At 69.1% G+C, this 15,055-nt stretch carries 16 protein-coding genes; 5 read left to right on the forward strand and 11 right to left on the reverse strand.

Annotated features, from left to right (window positions below; translation table 11 throughout):
• Positions 1-18: 18 nt before the first annotated feature.
• From KBY19_RS24650 to KBY19_RS24695, 10 genes are all read right to left on the reverse strand, one after another.
• Complete coding sequence (locus tag KBY19_RS24650) at positions 19-576, reverse strand: TetR/AcrR family transcriptional regulator (protein ID WP_180289594.1); 558 nt, start codon at positions 574-576, stop codon at positions 19-21.
• Entirely contained in the window at positions 576-896 is a 321-nt protein-coding gene (locus KBY19_RS24655; protein ID WP_099879438.1) for a multidrug efflux SMR transporter, read from the reverse strand. The genes KBY19_RS24650 and KBY19_RS24655 overlap by 1 nt, the downstream gene beginning before the upstream one ends.
• A gap of 128 nt (positions 897-1,024) precedes the next feature.
• Entirely contained in the window at positions 1,025-1,354 is a 330-nt protein-coding gene (locus KBY19_RS24660) for a metal-sulfur cluster assembly factor (protein ID WP_099879440.1), read from the reverse strand.
• The gene (gene sufU, locus KBY19_RS24665) at positions 1,351-1,854 is read right to left on the reverse strand and encodes a Fe-S cluster assembly sulfur transfer protein SufU (RefSeq protein ID WP_099879442.1); all 504 of its coding nucleotides are present in this window, start codon (positions 1,852-1,854) and stop codon (positions 1,351-1,353) included. The genes KBY19_RS24660 and sufU overlap by 4 nt, the downstream gene beginning before the upstream one ends.
• Positions 1,855-1,863: 9 nt before the next feature.
• A complete protein-coding gene (locus KBY19_RS24670; RefSeq protein ID WP_185016506.1) occupies positions 1,864-3,120 on the reverse strand; it encodes a cysteine desulfurase in 1,257 nt (418 codons plus the stop codon).
• Complete coding sequence (sufC, locus tag KBY19_RS24675) at positions 3,117-3,881, reverse strand: Fe-S cluster assembly ATPase SufC (RefSeq protein WP_099879447.1); 765 nt, start codon at positions 3,879-3,881, stop codon at positions 3,117-3,119. The genes KBY19_RS24670 and sufC overlap by 4 nt, the downstream gene beginning before the upstream one ends.
• Before the next feature lie 7 nt (positions 3,882-3,888).
• The gene (locus KBY19_RS24680; protein WP_099879449.1) at positions 3,889-4,227 is read right to left on the reverse strand and encodes a non-heme iron oxygenase ferredoxin subunit; all 339 of its coding nucleotides are present in this window, start codon (positions 4,225-4,227) and stop codon (positions 3,889-3,891) included.
• Positions 4,224-5,405, reverse strand: a complete 1,182-nt coding sequence (gene sufD / locus KBY19_RS24685; RefSeq protein WP_099879451.1) for a Fe-S cluster assembly protein SufD — start codon at positions 5,403-5,405, stop codon at positions 4,224-4,226. Before sufD ends, KBY19_RS24680 begins: the two co-directional genes overlap by 4 nt.
• 156 nt (positions 5,406-5,561) lie before the next feature.
• Positions 5,562-6,983 (reverse strand): Fe-S cluster assembly protein SufB, encoded by a 1,422-nt coding sequence (gene sufB / locus KBY19_RS24690; RefSeq protein WP_099879453.1) that lies wholly within the window; start codon positions 6,981-6,983, stop codon positions 5,562-5,564.
• Positions 6,980-7,822, reverse strand: coding sequence for a metalloregulator ArsR/SmtB family transcription factor (locus KBY19_RS24695; protein WP_210956128.1), 843 nt, complete (start codon positions 7,820-7,822; stop codon positions 6,980-6,982). Before KBY19_RS24695 ends, sufB begins: the two co-directional genes overlap by 4 nt.
• 195 nt (positions 7,823-8,017) lie before the next feature.
• Here KBY19_RS24695 and KBY19_RS24700 point away from each other — a divergent pair, with 195 nt between their 5' ends.
• The 4 genes from KBY19_RS24700 to KBY19_RS24715 all read left to right on the forward strand — a co-directional run bounded on the left by KBY19_RS24700 (position 8,018) and on the right by KBY19_RS24715 (position 11,340).
• Positions 8,018-8,944: an ABC transporter ATP-binding protein gene (locus KBY19_RS24700; protein WP_099879458.1), complete on the forward strand. Its 927-nt coding sequence runs from the start codon at positions 8,018-8,020 to the stop codon at positions 8,942-8,944.
• Between the two features lie 174 nt (positions 8,945-9,118).
• Entirely contained in the window at positions 9,119-9,907 is a 789-nt protein-coding gene (locus KBY19_RS24705; RefSeq protein WP_210966742.1) for an ABC transporter permease, read from the forward strand.
• 61 nt (positions 9,908-9,968) lie between these two features.
• Positions 9,969-11,012 carry a heme A synthase gene (locus tag KBY19_RS24710; RefSeq protein ID WP_210966743.1) on the forward strand — a complete coding sequence of 348 codons (1,044 nt, stop codon included), beginning with the start codon at positions 9,969-9,971 and terminating at the stop codon, positions 11,010-11,012.
• A 10-nt stretch (positions 11,013-11,022) separates the two neighbouring features.
• Positions 11,023-11,340, forward strand: coding sequence for a hypothetical protein (locus KBY19_RS24715; RefSeq protein ID WP_210966744.1), 318 nt, complete (start codon positions 11,023-11,025; stop codon positions 11,338-11,340).
• Between the two features lie 177 nt (positions 11,341-11,517).
• Here the strand turns inward: KBY19_RS24715 and KBY19_RS24720 are convergent, their stop codons facing one another.
• Positions 11,518-12,456: a heme o synthase gene (locus KBY19_RS24720; protein ID WP_099886383.1), complete on the reverse strand. Its 939-nt coding sequence runs from the start codon at positions 12,454-12,456 to the stop codon at positions 11,518-11,520.
• A 487-nt stretch (positions 12,457-12,943) separates the two neighbouring features.
• Between KBY19_RS24720 and tkt the strand changes: the two genes are divergently transcribed.
• Complete coding sequence (tkt, locus tag KBY19_RS24725; RefSeq protein WP_185016511.1) at positions 12,944-15,019, forward strand: transketolase; 2,076 nt, start codon at positions 12,944-12,946, stop codon at positions 15,017-15,019.
• Positions 15,020-15,055: the final 36 nt, after the last annotated feature.

Below are 15,055 nucleotides of genomic sequence, written 5' to 3' on the forward strand. Positions count from 1 at the left end.
AACCGGTCCACGGAACGGTCACTCCCCGTCGCCGCGGTGTCCGACGACCCGAGACAGCGCGGCCCGCACCTCCGCCCGGTCGAAGGGCCGGTCGGTGAGCAGGAACTGCAGCAGCAGCCCGTCGATGAGCGCCACCAGTGCCCGCGCGGTGGCCACGTCGCAGGTGTGGCGGGCCAGCACCCGCACCATGTCGTCCAGCCACGCGGCGGCCACCGGCTGCAGCAGCGGGCGGCGCAGCGCCGCCAGATACAGCTCGTACTCCAGCCTGATCCGGCCGCGCCCGCCGGAGGCGTACTCCTCCAACACCCTGGTCAGACCGTCGACCAGCGAGGCGTCGTCGTCCAACTCGCCGCTCCAGCTCATGATCGCGGCATGCGGCTCGCAGCTGACCTGTTCCAGGGCGGCGAGCAGCAGATCGTCGAGGCCGGCGAAGTGGTAGGTGGTGGAGCCGAGCGGCACATCCGCCTCGGCAGCCACTGCGCGGTGGCTGAGGGCGGCTATGCCCTTGAGCTCCACAATGCGGATGGCGGCGTCGATGATGCGCTGCCGCCGCTCGGGGTCGTAGCGCCGGCCCATCAGTGCGCCCCTCCCAGGTTGAGGACGACCACCCCGCAGATCACCAGCAGGAGGCCGAGGATCTTCGCGGCCGTCACCGATTCGCCGATGAACACCACGCCGATCAGCGCGATGGCCGCAGTCCCGGCGCCCGACCAGATGGCGTAGGCCGTCCCCACGGGCATGCTCTTGAGAGCCTGCGCGAGCAGGACGAACGCCACCAGATAGCCGGCCGCCGTGATCAGCGTGGGCACCAGCTTGGTGAAGCCGTCGCTGTACTTCATCGACGTCGTACCCAGGATCTCGGCGAGGATCGCCCCTGCCAGCGTCATATAGACCATACGTACGAGCGTACACAACGTTGCGTACAGTCGTACATATACTTCTCCCCGCACGCGGAACGGCCGCGCACCCGAGGGGTGCGCGGCCGTTTCCCGTCCTGCGCGGACGTACGGAGAAGCGAGAACGCTCAGACGTTGAAGCCGAGCGCCCGGAGCTGCTCGCGACCGTCGTCGGTGATCTTGTCCGGACCCCACGGCGGCATCCAGACCCAGTTGATCTTGAGCTCGTTGACGATGCCCTCGGTGGCGGACTGGGCCTGGTCCTCGATGACGTCGGTCAGCGGACAGGCCGCCGAGGTGAGCGTCATGTCGATGGTCGCGATGTTCGCGTCATCGACGTGGATCCCGTAGATCAGGCCGAGGTTGACGACGTCGATGCCCAGCTCAGGGTCGACGACGTCCATGAGCGCCTCGCGAACCTCTTCCTCGCTCGCGGGCTTGATGGTCATCTCGGTCATGCGGTCTTCTCCTTGGCCGAGTCGGCTTCGGTCCCCGGCGCCTGCGCCGTCGTGCCCACCTCGCTGAGCGCCTTCGATGTCGCGTCCTTCCACGCCATCCAGCTCAGCAGCGCGCACTTCACCCGCGCCGGGTACTTCGAGACCCCGGCGAACGCCACGGCGTCCTCCAGCAGGTCCTCCATGCTGTCGTCCGGCTCCAGCTGGCCCTTGGACTGCATCAGCTCCAGGAACGTCTCCTGGATCCTGCGGGCCTCGGCCAGTTCCTTGCCGACCAGCAGCTCGTTCAGCACCGAGGCGCTGGCCTGGCTGATGGAACAGCCCTGGCCCTCGTACGACACGTCCTCGATGGTGTCGCCGTCGTACCGCACCCGCAAGGTGATCTCGTCACCGCAGGTGGGATTGACGTGATGCACCTCGGCGTCGCCGTCGCGCAGCCCACGCCCGTGCGGATGCTTGTAGTGGTCCAGGATCACTTCCTGGTACATCGAGTCCAGCTTCACCGACAGCCCCTAAGCGAAGAAATTCCGTACGTGCTCCAGCCCGTCCGCCAGGGCGTCCACCTCGGCGGGCGTGGAGTACAGATAGAACGACGCTCGCGTCGTCGCAGGAATTCCGTACCGCAGGCAGACAGGGCGGGCGCAGTGGTGGCCGACCCGCACCGCGATGCCCTGCTCGTCCAGGACCTGGCCCACGTCATGCGGGTGGATGTCACCCAGCGTGAACGAGATCGTGGCGCCGCGGTCCTCGGCCGTGGCGGGGCCGATGATCCGCAGGTCCGGGATCTCCTGGAGCTTGCGTACGGCGTACTCCGTCAGCGCGTGCTCGTGCTGCTGGATGCGGTCCATGCCGATCGCGGTCAGATAGTCCACCGCCGCACCCAGACCGACCGCCTGGGCGACCGGCGGGGTACCCGCCTCGAACTTGTGCGGTGCCGGAGCGTACGTCGACGAGTGCATCGTGACGGTCTCGATCATCTCCCCGCCACCGAGGAACGGCGGCAGGTCGTTGAGCAGCTCCTGACGCCCCCACAGCACGCCGATCCCGGTGGGACCGCACATCTTGTGGCCGGTGAAGGCGACGAAGTCGGCCTGCAGCGCCTGCACGTCCAGCACCATGTGCGGGGCGGCCTGCGAGGCATCCACCACGACCAGCGCGCCCACCTCCTGAGCCCGCCGCACGATGTCCTCGACGGGGTTGAAGGTGCCCATGATGTTGGAGACGAGCGTGAGCGCGACCACCTTGGTGCGCTCCGTGATCAGCTCCTCGATCCCGGCCATGTCCAGCCGGCCCTCGTCGGTGAGGCCGAACCACTTCAGCTTCGCGCCGGTGCGCTGCGACAGCAGCTGCCACGGAACGATGTTGGAGTGGTGCTCCATCTCCGTGATGACGATCTCGGTGTCCCGCTCGACGCGGTAGGGCTCGTCGGCCCAGCCGAGCATGTTCGCCACCAGATTCAGCGACTCCGAGGCGTTCTTGGTGAAGATCACCTCGTCGCGGCTGGGCGCGTTGATGAACGCGGCGACCTTGTCGCGCGCGCCCTCGTACAGCGCCGTGGCCTCCTCGGCCAGCACATGCACGCCTCGGTGGACGTTGGCGTTGTGCTTCTCGTAGTAACCGGCCAGGGCGTCGAGCACCTGGGTCGGCTTCTGCGAGGTGGCGGCGTTGTCCAGGTAGACGAGCTTCTGCCCGTCGTGCACCAGGCGGTCCAGGATCGGAAAGTCCTTACGGATCGCCTCGGTGTCCAGCAGGCCCGGGAGCTGTGTCACGCAGTGGCACCACCCTTCACGTACTCCTCGTAGCCCTCTTCCTCCAGCTTGTCGGCCAGCTCCGCCCCGCCGGACTCGGCGATCCGGCCCTTGGCGAAGACGTGCACGAAGTCGGGCTTGATGTAGCGCAGGATGCGCGTGTAGTGCGTGATCAGCAGGGTGCCGACCTCGCCGGACTCACGGACGCGGTTGACGCCCTCGGAGACGACGCGCAGCGCGTCCACATCGAGGCCCGAGTCGGTCTCGTCCAGGATCGCGATCGCCGGCTTCAGCAGCTCCAGCTGCAGGATCTCGTGGCGCTTCTTCTCACCGCCGGAGAAGCCCTCGTTGACGTTGCGCTCGGCGAACGCCGGGTCGATCGAGAGGCGCTCCATGGCCTCCTTGACCTCCTTGACCCAGGTACGCAGCTTGGGGGCCTCGCCGCGGATGGCCGTGGCGGAGGTGCGCAGGAAGTTGGAGACGGAGACACCGGGGACCTCGACCGGGTACTGCATGGCGAGGAAGACACCCGCGCGGGCGCGCTCGTCGACGGACATCTCCAGGACGTCCTCGCCGTCGAGCTTCACGGAGCCGCCGGTGACGGTGTACTTCGGGTGGCCCGCCAGCGAGTAGGCCAGGGTGGACTTGCCGGAGCCGTTCGGGCCCATGATCGCGTGCGTTTCGCCCTGCTTCACAGTCAGGTCGACGCCGCGCAGGATCTCGGTGGGGCCGCCCTCGGTCTCGACGGAGACGTGCAGGTCATTGATCTCAAGCGTTGCCATGGGGGCTTCAGGACTCCTGTGTGACGGAGACGAGCACTGCCGCATCGGGGCCGTCTCCTTCGATCTTTACGGGGTACACGGGGACGGGGCGGGTGGCGGGCAGTCCGGAGGGCTTGCCGGTCCGCAGGTCGAAACGGGAACCGTGCAGCCAGCACTCGATACTGCACTCCTCCACCTCGCCCTCGGAGAGCGACACGTTGGCGTGCGAGCAGATGTCGTTGATGGCGAACACCTCACCCTCGGTGCGCACGAGGGAGACCGGGACGCCGCCCAGCTCCACCCGCAGCGGGGTGTCCTCCTCCAGCTCGCTCAGCGAAGCCGCTTTGACGAAGCCTTCCTCACTCATGAGACAGACGCCTCCAGCTCCGCCTCGATCCGGGAGATGAGGCGCTCCTCCACGTCCGGCAGACCGATCTGCTGGACGAGCTCGGCGAAGAAGCCGCGCACCACCAGGCGGCGTGCCTCGCGCTCCGGGATGCCGCGCGCCATCAGGTAGAACAGCTGGTCGTCCTCGAAGCGGCCGGTCGCCGAGGCGTGACCGGCGCCGACGATCTCGCCGGTCTCGATCTCCAGATTGGGCACCGAGTCGACCCGGGAGCCGTCGGTGAGCACCAGGTTGCGGTTGAGCTCATAGGTGTCGGTGCCGGTGGCCTCCGCCCGGATGAGCACGTCACCGATCCACACCGCGTGCGCGTCGTCGCCCTGGAGCGCGCCCTTGTAGGCGACGTTGCTGCGGCAGTTGGGGGTGTCGTGATCGACCAGCAGCCGGTGCTCCTGGTGCTGCCCCGCGTCGGTGAAGTACAGCCCGTACAGCTCGGCCTCGGCGCCGGGGCCGCCGTAGCTGACCCGGGGGTTGAGCCGTACCAGGTCGCCGCCGAAGGTGACCACGACCGACTTGAACGACGCGTCCCGGCCCACCAGGGCGTTGTGCTGCGAGCAGTGCACGGCGGTGTCGTCCCAGTCCTGGACGGAGACGACGGTGACCTTGGCGCCGTCACCGAGGACGAACTCGACGTTGGCCGAGCGCACCGCGTCACCCGTGTGGTCGATGACGATGACGGCCTCGGCGAAGGCGCCGATGTCGAAGACGGTGTGCCCGTAGGTGACGCCGCCCTCGCCGTGCAGATTGACCCGCACCGGCTCGGTCAGCACCGCGTCCTTGGGCACCGTGATGACACTGGCCTTCTCGAACGAGGAGAACGCCTGCGCCGCCACCCGGTCCACCGGCTTGCCGGCCCGGCCGATACGCGCGTCGTCCCGGGACACCTTCTCGACGGTGACACCGTCGGGCGCCGACACCTCGGTCTTGACCGTGCCGGTCGCCTGCGCCGTGCCGTCGTGCAGGCCCTTGAGCCGGTCCAAAGGAGTGAAGCGCCACTCCTCCTCGCGGCCGTGCGGCACCGGGAAGTCCGCCACGTCGAAGGACGGCGGCGCGCTCATCCTCGTGGCGGTGGTGGACTCTGCGGCCACCGCGATGGCTCCGGTGGTGCTGGAACCAGCCGGAATGTTCTGGGCCTCAGCCATGGGATCCGTACTGCTCGCTTCCTAGGTCAGAAATCTTGTTCCGCCGCCGCGGCGCGTCACCACGGCGGCGAGAGGTCTGGGGGGACCTCCCGGCCGGAGGCTGGGGGAGGCATCTGCGACGACAGGAACCACCGCGTTCGGCAGCAGCCATGGCGGCTAGCCGACCGCGCCTTCCATCTGCAGCTCGATCAGCCGGTTGAGCTCCAGCGCGTACTCCATGGGCAGCTCCTTGGCGATCGGCTCGACGAAGCCGCGCACGATCATCGCCATCGCCTCGTCCTCGGACAGCCCGCGGCTCATCAGGTAGAAGAGCTGGTCGTCGCTGACCTTGGAGACGGTCGCCTCGTGGCCCATCGTCACGTCGTCCTCGCGGACATCGACGTAAGGGTAGGTGTCCGAGCGCGAGATGGTGTCGACCAGCAGCGCGTCGCACAGCACGTTGGACTTGGAGCCCTCGGCGCCCTCACCGATCTCGATGAGTCCGCGGTAGGAGGTGCGGCCACCGCCGCGGGCCACCGACTTGGAGACGATGTTCGAGGAGGTGCGGGGGGCCATGTGGACCATCTTGGCGCCCGCGTCCTGGTGCTGGCCCTCGCCGGCGAAGGCGACGGACAGCGTCTCGCCCTTGGCGTGCTCACCCATGAGGTAGACCGCCGGGTACTTCATCGTCACCTTGGAGCCGAGGTTGCCGTCGACCCACTCCATGGTCGCGCCCTCGTAGGCCACGGCGCGCTTGGTGACCAGGTTGTAGACATTGTTCGACCAGTTCTGGATCGTCGTGTAGCGGCAGCGGCCGCCCTTCTTGACGATGATCTCGACGACGGCCGAGTGCAGCGAGTCCGAGTTGTAGATCGGCGCCGTGCAGCCCTCGACGTAGTGCACATAGGCGTCCTCGTCGACGATGATCAGCGTCCGCTCGAACTGGCCCATGTTCTCGGTGTTGATCCGGAAGTAGGCCTGGAGCGGGATGTCGACGTGCACGCCCGGCGGCACGTAGATGAAGGAGCCGCCCGACCACACGGCGGTGTTCAGCGCGGCGAACTTGTTGTCACCGGCCGGGATGACCGTGCCGAAGTGCTCCTGGAACAGCTCGGGGTGCTCACGCAGCGCCGTGTCCGTGTCCAGGAACAGCACGCCCTGCTTCTCCAGATCCTCACGGATCTGGTGGTAGACGACCTCCGACTCGTACTGCGCGGCGACACCGGCGACCAGGCGCTGCTTCTCCGCCTCCGGGATACCGAGCTTGTCGTAGGTGTTCTTGATGTCCTCGGGCAGGTCCTCCCAGGACTGGGCCTGCTTCTCGGTGGACCGGACGAAGTACTTGATGTTGTCGAAGTCGATGCCCGACAGGTCCGAGCCCCAGTTCGGCATCGGCTTCTTCTCGAAGAGCTTGTGGCCCTTGAGTCGCAGCTTGAGCATCCAGTCGGGCTCGTTCTTCTTCCCGGAGATGTCGCGGACGACATCCTCGGACAGGCCGCGCTTGGCGGTTGCGCCCGCGGCATCGGGGTCGGCCCAGCCGTACTCGTACTTGCCCAGCCCGTCGAGCTCGGGGTGAGCAGTCTCCGTAGGAGCGGTCATGCGGGGTTCCTCCCGGCCTCGTTCGCTTCGGTGGCGTTGCTGGCGTTGCTGTTGGTGGTCTTGGGTGGTCGTGCGGGGGCCCTGGCTGCCGGGGGCTTCGCCGCGCTCTTCGGGGGTGCGTGCGTCCTGGGAATGAAGGTCGTACACACTCCGTCGCCGTGCGCGATGGTCGCCAGCCGCTGGACGTGCGTGCCGAGCAGCCGGGAGAAGACCTCCGTCTCCGCCTCGCACAGCTGGGGGAACTGCTCGGCGGTGTGGGCCACCGGGCAGTGGTGCTGGCAGAGCTGCTCGCCGGCTTGGGCGGGCGCGGCACGCGCCGTGGCAGCGTACCCGTCCGCGGACAGCGCGCGCGCCAGCGCCTGCGCCTTGTCCTCGGACGGGACGTTCTCCAGCGCCTCGTGGTATTTCGCCGCCTGGGCCTCGACGCGGGCACGGGCGAAGGCCGCGACAGCGGCCTCCCCGACCTCTCCGCCACCCGCTGTCCGGGCGATCCACCGCAGGGCGTCGGCGGCGAGCTGGTCGTACGCCTGGTCGAAGGCGTCCCGGCCGCAGTCCGTCAGGGCGAAGACCTTGGCGGGGCGCCCCCTGCCGCGCGAGCCGTAGACCCGCTTGGCGCGGGCCTCCACGACGCCCTCGGCGACGAGCGCGTCCAGGTGACGGCGGACGGCGGCCTGGGTCAGCCTCAGACGCAGCGCCAGCTCGGCCGCGGTGGACGGACCGTGGTCGAGAATGGAGCGCGCGACCTTGTTCCTCGTGCCGTGCTGTTCATCCTGTGCTGTCGGGGGCTGTGCTGCGGGGGGCTTCGACGCGGCGACTGCCCCGGTGGCCTCTTCGGCCATCGGTCGGTCCTCCCGAGCCTGCTCCCTCTTTTTCACAACGTCATTGTTGCTTAATTCGGCTGACCTCGGCAAGCGGTGGCTGTGACCAGCCCCAATGGGGTGCATCACGTAAGGCTGACCTAACCAGGACGGTCCCGCCCGGGTGCGTACAGCCCGCCATAGGAGTGGCACGGCCCGCTCCTTAGACTGCCCTGCATGCGAAGTTCAGCGGCTGTGGAAGTCGCCGGGCTGGTGAAGCGGTACGGCAGCAGGACCGCCGTCGACGGGCTCGACCTGACCGTCGCACGGGGCACCGTCTCCGCGTTCCTCGGCCCCAATGGAGCGGGTAAGACCACCACCATCGAAACCTGCGAGGGCTACCGCCGGCCGGATTCCGGCACCGTGCGGGTGCTCGGTCTCGATCCGGTGACCCAGGGGTCGCAGCTGCGGCCCCGCATCGGGGTGATGCTCCAGAGCGGCGGGATCTACCCCACGGCACGGGTCGAGGAGACGCTGCGCCACATGGCGACGCTGCACGCCCATCCGCTGGACGTGCCCGCGCTGATCGAACGCCTGGGCCTGGGCGGCTGCGGGCGCACCCCGTACCGCAGACTCTCCGGCGGCCAGCAGCAGCGCCTCGCGCTCGCACTGGCCCTGGTCGGCCGCCCCGAGCTGGTCTTCCTGGACGAGCCGACGGCCGGTCTCGATCCGCAGGCTCGCCACGCCACCTGGGACCTGGTCCGCGACCTGCGGGCGGACGGCGTGACGGTGGTGCTGACCACGCACTACATGGACGAGGCCGAGGAGCTGTCCGACGACGTCGCCATCGTCGACGGCGGCAAGGTCATCGCCCAGGGCGCGCCCGAAGCGCTGTGCAAGGGCGGCGCGGAAAACACCCTGCGCTTCACCGGCCGCCCGGGACTCGACCTGGCGTCACTGCTCAAGGCCCTCCCCGCGGAGACCGTCGCGGTGGAACTCACCCCGGGCAGCTACCGCCTCACCGGCACCGTCGACCCCCAGCTGCTGGCCACCGTGACGTCCTGGTGCGCCCAGAACGGTGTCCTCCCGGACCGCATCTCGGTGGAGCGCCGAACCCTGGAGGACGTCTTCCTGGAGCTGACGGGGAAGGAGCTGCGGTCATGAGGCAGGTCACCCGGACCGGCCGGGGGCCCGGGGGTCGCCCCCCGGAAGACAGCAGCCTGGAGCTGACGGGGAAGGAGCTGCGGTCATGAGGCAGGCCACCCGGACCGGCCGGGGGCCCGGGGGTCGCCCCCCGGAAGACAGCAGCCTGGAGCTGACGGGGAAGGAGCTGCGGTCATGAGCGCGCACTCGGAGACCGGGGTCGAGGGGACCTACGCACCACAGCCCGGTGCCGCCCCGCTGCCGCGCATGGTGCGGGCGCAGGCGTGGCTGGAGACACGGACGCAGCTGCGCAACGGTGAGCAGCTGTTGCTCACCGTCATCATTCCCACACTGCTGCTGGTGCTCTTCAGCGCCGTCGACATCGTCGACACCGGGGCGGGCTCACGGGTCGACTTCCTGGCGCCCGGCATCCTGGCGCTGGCGATGCTCTCGACCGCCTTCACCGGGCAGGCCATCGCCACCGGCTTCGAGCGCCGCTACGGCGTCCTCAAGCGGCTCGGCGCCTCGCCGCTGCCGCGGTGGGGGCTGATGACGGCGAAGACCTGCGCGGTCGTGGTCATCGAGGCGCTGCAGGTGCTGCTGCTGACCGTGGTGGCGCTCGCGCTGGGCTGGTCCCCGCACGGCAACCCGGCGACGGTGCTGCTCCTGCTGCTGCTCGGCACGGCTGCCTTCTCGGGGCTCGGACTGCTGATGGCCGGGACGCTCAAGGCCGAGGCCACACTGGCGGGAGCCAACCTGGTCTTCATCCTGCTGCTGGTCGGTGGCGGCGTCATCGTCCCGCTGGAGAAGTTCCCGCACGCCGCACAGAGCGTGCTCCAGCTGCTGCCGATCTCCGCCCTCTCGGACGGCCTGCGCGACGTGCTCCGTCACGGGGCGGGTGTTCCGTGGAGCGATCTGGGCGTACTGGCGGTCTGGGCGGTTGTGGGTCTCGGTGCCGCGGCCCGCTTCTTCAAGTGGGAGTGACCCTTCGACCGGGAGCGCCCCGAAGAAGCGGCAGCGGGTGACCGAAGGGCGCCCCTCGTGAATGCGCGCACAAGCGGCGCCCTACCATGGCTCCGTGCCGAATCTGCTCGAAGTCGTACGTAACCCCATCGCGTATATCGCCGCGCGCTGGACGCCCTCGCCCCGCACCGTCGAGCGGGCCGCCTTCACCGCGCTGCTGATGAGCATCGTCATCGTGGTCACCGGTGGGGCCGTGCGGCTCACCGGCTCGGGTCTGGGCTGCGACACCTGGCCCAAGTGCAGCGACGACAGCCTCACGGCCACCTCCGCCATGGGCTTCCACGGCGCCGTCGAGTTCGGCAACCGCATGATGACCTGGGTGGTCTCCGCCGCGGTCGGCTGGACCATCATCGCCGTACGGTCGGCGAAGCCCGCCCGCAAGGGGTTGAGCAGGCTCGCCTGGTCGCAGTTCTGGGTCGTGATGGGCAACGGCGTCGTCGGCGGCATCACGGTGTGGGTGAAGCTGAACCCGTTCGTGGTCGCCGGGCACTTTTTGGCCGCCACGGCGCTGCTGACCGTCACCACCCTCACCTGGCTGCGCGCCAGGGAGGGCGACACACCGCCCCGGCCGCTGGTGGGCAAGCCCGTCAAGAAGCTCACTTATGTGCTGACCTTCTTCACCGCCTGCCTCATCGTCGCCGGCACGGTCGTCACCGGTTCGGGCCCGCACGCGGGTGACAGCAGCGATGTGAAGCGGATGCCCGTCGCTGTGGAGCTGGCGACGCACACCCACGCGGTCTTCGCCTGGATCGTGGTGTCCCTGGCCGTGGTGCTCTACGCGGGCCTGCGCGTGATGGACGCGCCCATGGGCCCCCGGCGCACCGCGCGCAATCTGATCCTCATCCTGCTCGGACAGGGCCTCCTGGGCTATGTGCAGTACTTCACCGATCTGCCGGAGTTGCTGGTCGGCCTGCATCTGCTGGGCTCGACGCTGGTGTGGATCGGAGTGCTGCGGGTGGTGCTCTCCACCCGGGAGCGGGCGCTCCGGACGGAACCGGCGGAGACGGTTACCGCTGCGGAATCCCCTGTGGCCGCCCCTCTCGCCGGTTCGGCTACCCGCGGGTAGCATCTGCTGTATGGCAGCAGAGAGCAGCAAGCGGACAGCCCGCCTCACCAAACAGATCGGTGCCTTCGCACAGCGGCACGGGGGAAGCGCCGAGGCGCAGATCGCCTACGTGGGTCAGGCCGGTTTCCGTATCTCCCTGGTGGGCGCGGACGGCACCTGGGGCGACCTGATGGCACCGTCCAAGGACGTCGCCCAGGACGCCGTGCAGGCTGCGGGCGTCACTCCCAAGGAGAGCTTCGACGGGGAGATGGCCGAACACATGCGGACCGGCCCCTATGAGTGGGCCCGGATGGCCGGGGTGCAGCTGGGCGGCCCCGCGAACCGGTAGCTTCCTCCCCCGCCGGAAGGACAGCGGCCCCCTCCCGATGCCGGGAGGGGGCCTTTTTGCACGCGGCCTCGGCTTGTCCGGAGGGCGGCCGGTGGAGTGCGGACCTCAGCGGGGCGTGGCGCTCAGCAGGGAGTGGCGCTCAGCGTGTCGCGCTCTCCGGGTGGCGCGGCGCGGCGCTCAGCGGAGGAAGGGGTCGATGGCGACGGCTGCGAAGACCAGGGAGACGTAGGTGATCGACCAGTGGAAGAGCCGCATCTCCTTGAGCTTGGCGCCCGTGAGCCCGGCGCGGGCGCGAGCCCGCAGCGCGTGCGCCTCCCAGAGCCACAATCCGCCCGACACCACCGCGACCAGCGGGTAGAACCAGCCGACGTAGCCCAGCGGCCACAGCAGCAGGGAGACAAGCACCATCACCCAGCTGTAGACGACGATCTGGTTGGCGACGACGACGTTGCCGGCGACGGCCGGAAGCATGGGCACGCCGACCCGCTTGTAGTCCTCCGTGACCTTCATCGACAGCGGCCAGTAGTGCGGCGGCGTCCAGAAGAACATCACCAGGAAGAGGATGACGGCGGCCCAGCTGAGCTCGTTGGTGACCGCCGACCAGCCGATGAAGACGGGCAGACAGCCGGCGATGCCGCCCCACACGATGTTCTGCGAGGTGCGCCGCTTGAGGAGCATCGTGTAGACGACGACGTAGAAGAGAAGCGCCCCCAAGGACAGCGCCGCGGACAGCCAGTTGACCAGCAGTCCGAACATCAGGGTGGAGACGACCGCCAGGCTGATGCCGAACACCAGGCACTCGCGCGGGCTGACCCTTCCGGTGACCAGAGGGCGCCCCTCGGTGCGGTGCATCAGCGCGTCGATGTCGCGGTCGATGTACATGTTCAGCGCGTTGGCGCCGCCCGCGGACAGATATCCACCGAGACAGGTGATCACCACGAGCCAGAGGTCGGGGACGCCCTGAGCCGCCAGGAACATGACCGGGACGGTGGTCATGAGAAGCAGCTCGATGATCCGCGGCTTGGTCAGCTCGATGAACGCCTTCACGCGGGCACCGAGCGGCAGGTGGCCGCTGGGCTCCAGCGTCCCCGCAGGACGGGATTCGACGGCCGTCACGGACACCCCTGATCGACTCATAAGGAACCAGCGAGCCCGCCCGGACGCACCGAAGGAAAGGTGCAGGCCCGGGTCAAGCTCGCGCGTACCACGCCACTTTAGACGTTGGCCATACCTCGCCAGTCATGGGGGGTCACCGTGTTGGCTCCGGGTCCGCGCGGGGCACCGGGGGCCGGTCCGGGGCGTGTCGCGGGGCCGATACGGGGCAACCGGGTCGTGTTCGACGGGCGGATCGGGGGAACAGACGTCAGCCTGGGAGTGATGTCCCGACGCCGTGCGTCGGAAATCGATGGGAATAGCACCTATCTCTTGGCCGTTCACGAGGTGTTCCCGCGATCGTCGGCAGCGGCCAAGGGACGACGACCCGGTGAGGACCACAGAGTGAACTGTCGAAAAGTCGCACGTCCCGGCAGAGGTACGCTCGACACCGCCCGGTGAGCGCACACACACCGGCCATCGAACATGTGGAGAGGAGCCCTGACGCAGGGTGAGCACCAAGCCGACCACCACAGACCTTGAGTGGACCGACCTGGACCAGCAGGCCGTGGACACGGTTCGAGTTCTGGCCATGGATTCCGTACAGAAGGTCGGTAACGGCCATCCCGGCACGGCCATGAGCCTGGCGCCCGTCGCGTACCTGCTCTACCAGAAGCTGATGCGCCACGACCCGACCGACCCGGACTGGACCGGCCGCGACCGCTTCGTCCTCTCCGCAGGCCACTCGAGCCTGACCCAGTACATCCAGCTCTTCCTGGCCGGGTACGGCCTGGAGCTGGACGACCTGAAGGCGTTCCGCACCTGGGGCAGCCGCACCCCCGGCCACCCCGAGCACGGGCACACCGCGGGCGTCGAGACGACGACCGGACCGCTGGGCCAGGGCGTCGCCAACGCGGTCGGCATGGCGATGGCGGCGCGCTACGAGCGCGGGCTGTTCGACCCGGAGACGGCCGAGGGCGAGTCCCCGTTCGACCACACCGTCTGGGTCATCGCCAGCGACGGCGACCTGGAGGAGGGCATCTCCGCCGAGGCGTCCTCGCTCGCCGGCCACCAGAAGCTCGGCAACCTGATCGTGCTGTGGGACGACAACCACATCTCGATCGAGGGCGACACGGCGACCGCGTTCTCCGAGGACACCCTCAAGCGCTATGAGGCCTACGGCTGGCATGTGCAGCGCGTCGCCCAGCAGGAGGACGGCGACCTCGACCCGAAGGCGCTGTACAAGGCGCTGAAGGCGGCGCAGGCCGAGACGGAGCGCCCCTCCTTCATCGCGATGCAGTCCATCATCGCCTGGCCGGCCCCGAACGCGCAGAACACCGAGGCGGCCCACGGCTCGGCGCTGGGCGAGGAGGAGGTCGCGGCCACCAAGCGGGTACTGGGCTTCGACCCCGACAAGCACTTCCACGTCTCCGACGAGGTCCTCGCGCACGTCCGCAAGGCCAGCGACCGGGGCCGCGCGATGCAGGCCGAGTGGGAGAAGCGGATGGCCGCCTGGCGCTCCGCCAACCCGCAGCGCGCCGCCGAATTCGACCGGATCCGCGAGGGCCGGCTGCCCGAGGGCTGGGAGAAGGCGCTGCCCGTCTTCCCCGCGGGCGAGTCGGTGGCCACCCGCAAGGCGTCCGGCAGCGTGCTCAAGGCGCTGGGTCCGGTCATCCCCGAGCTGTGGGGCGGCTCCGCCGACCTCGCCGGCTCGAACAACACCACGTTCGCGAAGACCTCGTTCCTGCCGGAGGGCAACCCGCTGCCGGGCGCCGACCGGTACGGGCGTACGGTGCACTGGGGCATCCGCGAGCACGCGATGGGTTCGACGATGAACGGCATCGCGCTGCACGGCAACACGCGGATCTACGGCGGCACGTTCCTGGTCTTCTCGGACTACATGCGCCCGGCCGTCCGGCTCGCCGCGCTGATGAAGGCGCCCGTCACCTATGTGTGGACGCACGACTCCATCGGCCTCGGCGAGGACGGTCCGACGCACCAGCCGATCGAACACCTCTCCGCGCTGCGCGCGATCCCGGGTCTCAACATGGTCCGTCCCGCGGACGCCAACGAGACCTCCCAGGTGTGGGCGGAGATCATGCGCCGGCACAGCAGCAAGCCGGCGCCGCACGGCATCGCGCTGACCCGCCAGGGTGTGCCGACCTACGAGGCCAACCCGGCCGCGGCCAAGGGCGGTTACGTGCTGTTCGAGGCCGAGGGCGGCCACCCGCAGGTGGTCCTCATCGGCACCGGCTCGGAGGTGCAGCTCGCCGTCGAGGCGCGCGAGCGGCTGCAGGAGCAGGGCGTGCCCACCCGGGTCGTCTCGATGCCGTGCCTGGAGTGGTTCGAGGAGCAGGAGCAGTCCTACCGCGACAGCGTGCTGCCGCCGGACATCAAGGCGCGCGTCGCCGTCGAGGCGGGCGTGGGCCTGACCTGGCACCGGTACGTGGGCGAGGCCGGCCGGATCGTGTCGCTGGAGCACTTCGGTGCCTCGGCGGACGGCAAGGTCCTCTTCCGCGAGTTCGGTCTCACCGCCGAGGCGGTGCACCTGGCGGCGAAGGAGTCGCTGCAGGCGGCCGCCCGCTGACAGCGGCCCGACACAACTAGAAGCCAACAAGCACAG

The sequence above is a fragment of the Streptomyces sp. B15 genome, from assembly GCF_018070605.1.
In the GTDB taxonomy this organism is placed as follows: Bacteria; Actinomycetota; Actinomycetes; order Streptomycetales; family Streptomycetaceae; genus Streptomyces; species Streptomyces smyrnaeus.

Excerpts from the sequence above, each read along its gene's own strand:
- KBY19_RS24650 (WP_180289594.1), bottom strand. The coding sequence starts at position 576 with ATGGGCCGGCGCTACGACCCCGAGCGGCGGCAGCGCATCATCGACGCC.
- KBY19_RS24655 (WP_099879438.1), bottom strand. The coding sequence starts at position 896 with ATGGTCTATATGACGCTGGCAGGGGCGATCCTCGCCGAGATCCTGGGT.
- KBY19_RS24660 (WP_099879440.1), bottom strand. The coding sequence starts at position 1,354 with ATGACCGAGATGACCATCAAGCCCGCGAGCGAGGAAGAGGTTCGCGAG.
- sufC (WP_099879447.1), bottom strand. The coding sequence starts at position 3,881 with ATGGCAACGCTTGAGATCAATGACCTGCACGTCTCCGTCGAGACCGAG.
- KBY19_RS24680 (WP_099879449.1), bottom strand. The coding sequence starts at position 4,227 with ATGAGTGAGGAAGGCTTCGTCAAAGCGGCTTCGCTGAGCGAGCTGGAG.
- sufD (WP_099879451.1), bottom strand. The coding sequence starts at position 5,405 with ATGGCTGAGGCCCAGAACATTCCGGCTGGTTCCAGCACCACCGGAGCC.
- sufB (WP_099879453.1), bottom strand. The coding sequence starts at position 6,983 with ATGACCGCTCCTACGGAGACTGCTCACCCCGAGCTCGACGGGCTGGGC.
- KBY19_RS24695 (WP_210956128.1), bottom strand. The coding sequence starts at position 7,822 with ATGGCCGAAGAGGCCACCGGGGCAGTCGCCGCGTCGAAGCCCCCCGCA.
- KBY19_RS24700 (WP_099879458.1), top strand. The coding sequence starts at position 8,018 with ATGCGAAGTTCAGCGGCTGTGGAAGTCGCCGGGCTGGTGAAGCGGTAC.
- KBY19_RS24705 (WP_210966742.1), top strand. The coding sequence starts at position 9,119 with ATGAGCGCGCACTCGGAGACCGGGGTCGAGGGGACCTACGCACCACAG.
- KBY19_RS24710 (WP_210966743.1), top strand. The coding sequence starts at position 9,969 with ATGCGCGCACAAGCGGCGCCCTACCATGGCTCCGTGCCGAATCTGCTC.
- KBY19_RS24715 (WP_210966744.1), top strand. The coding sequence starts at position 11,023 with ATGGCAGCAGAGAGCAGCAAGCGGACAGCCCGCCTCACCAAACAGATC.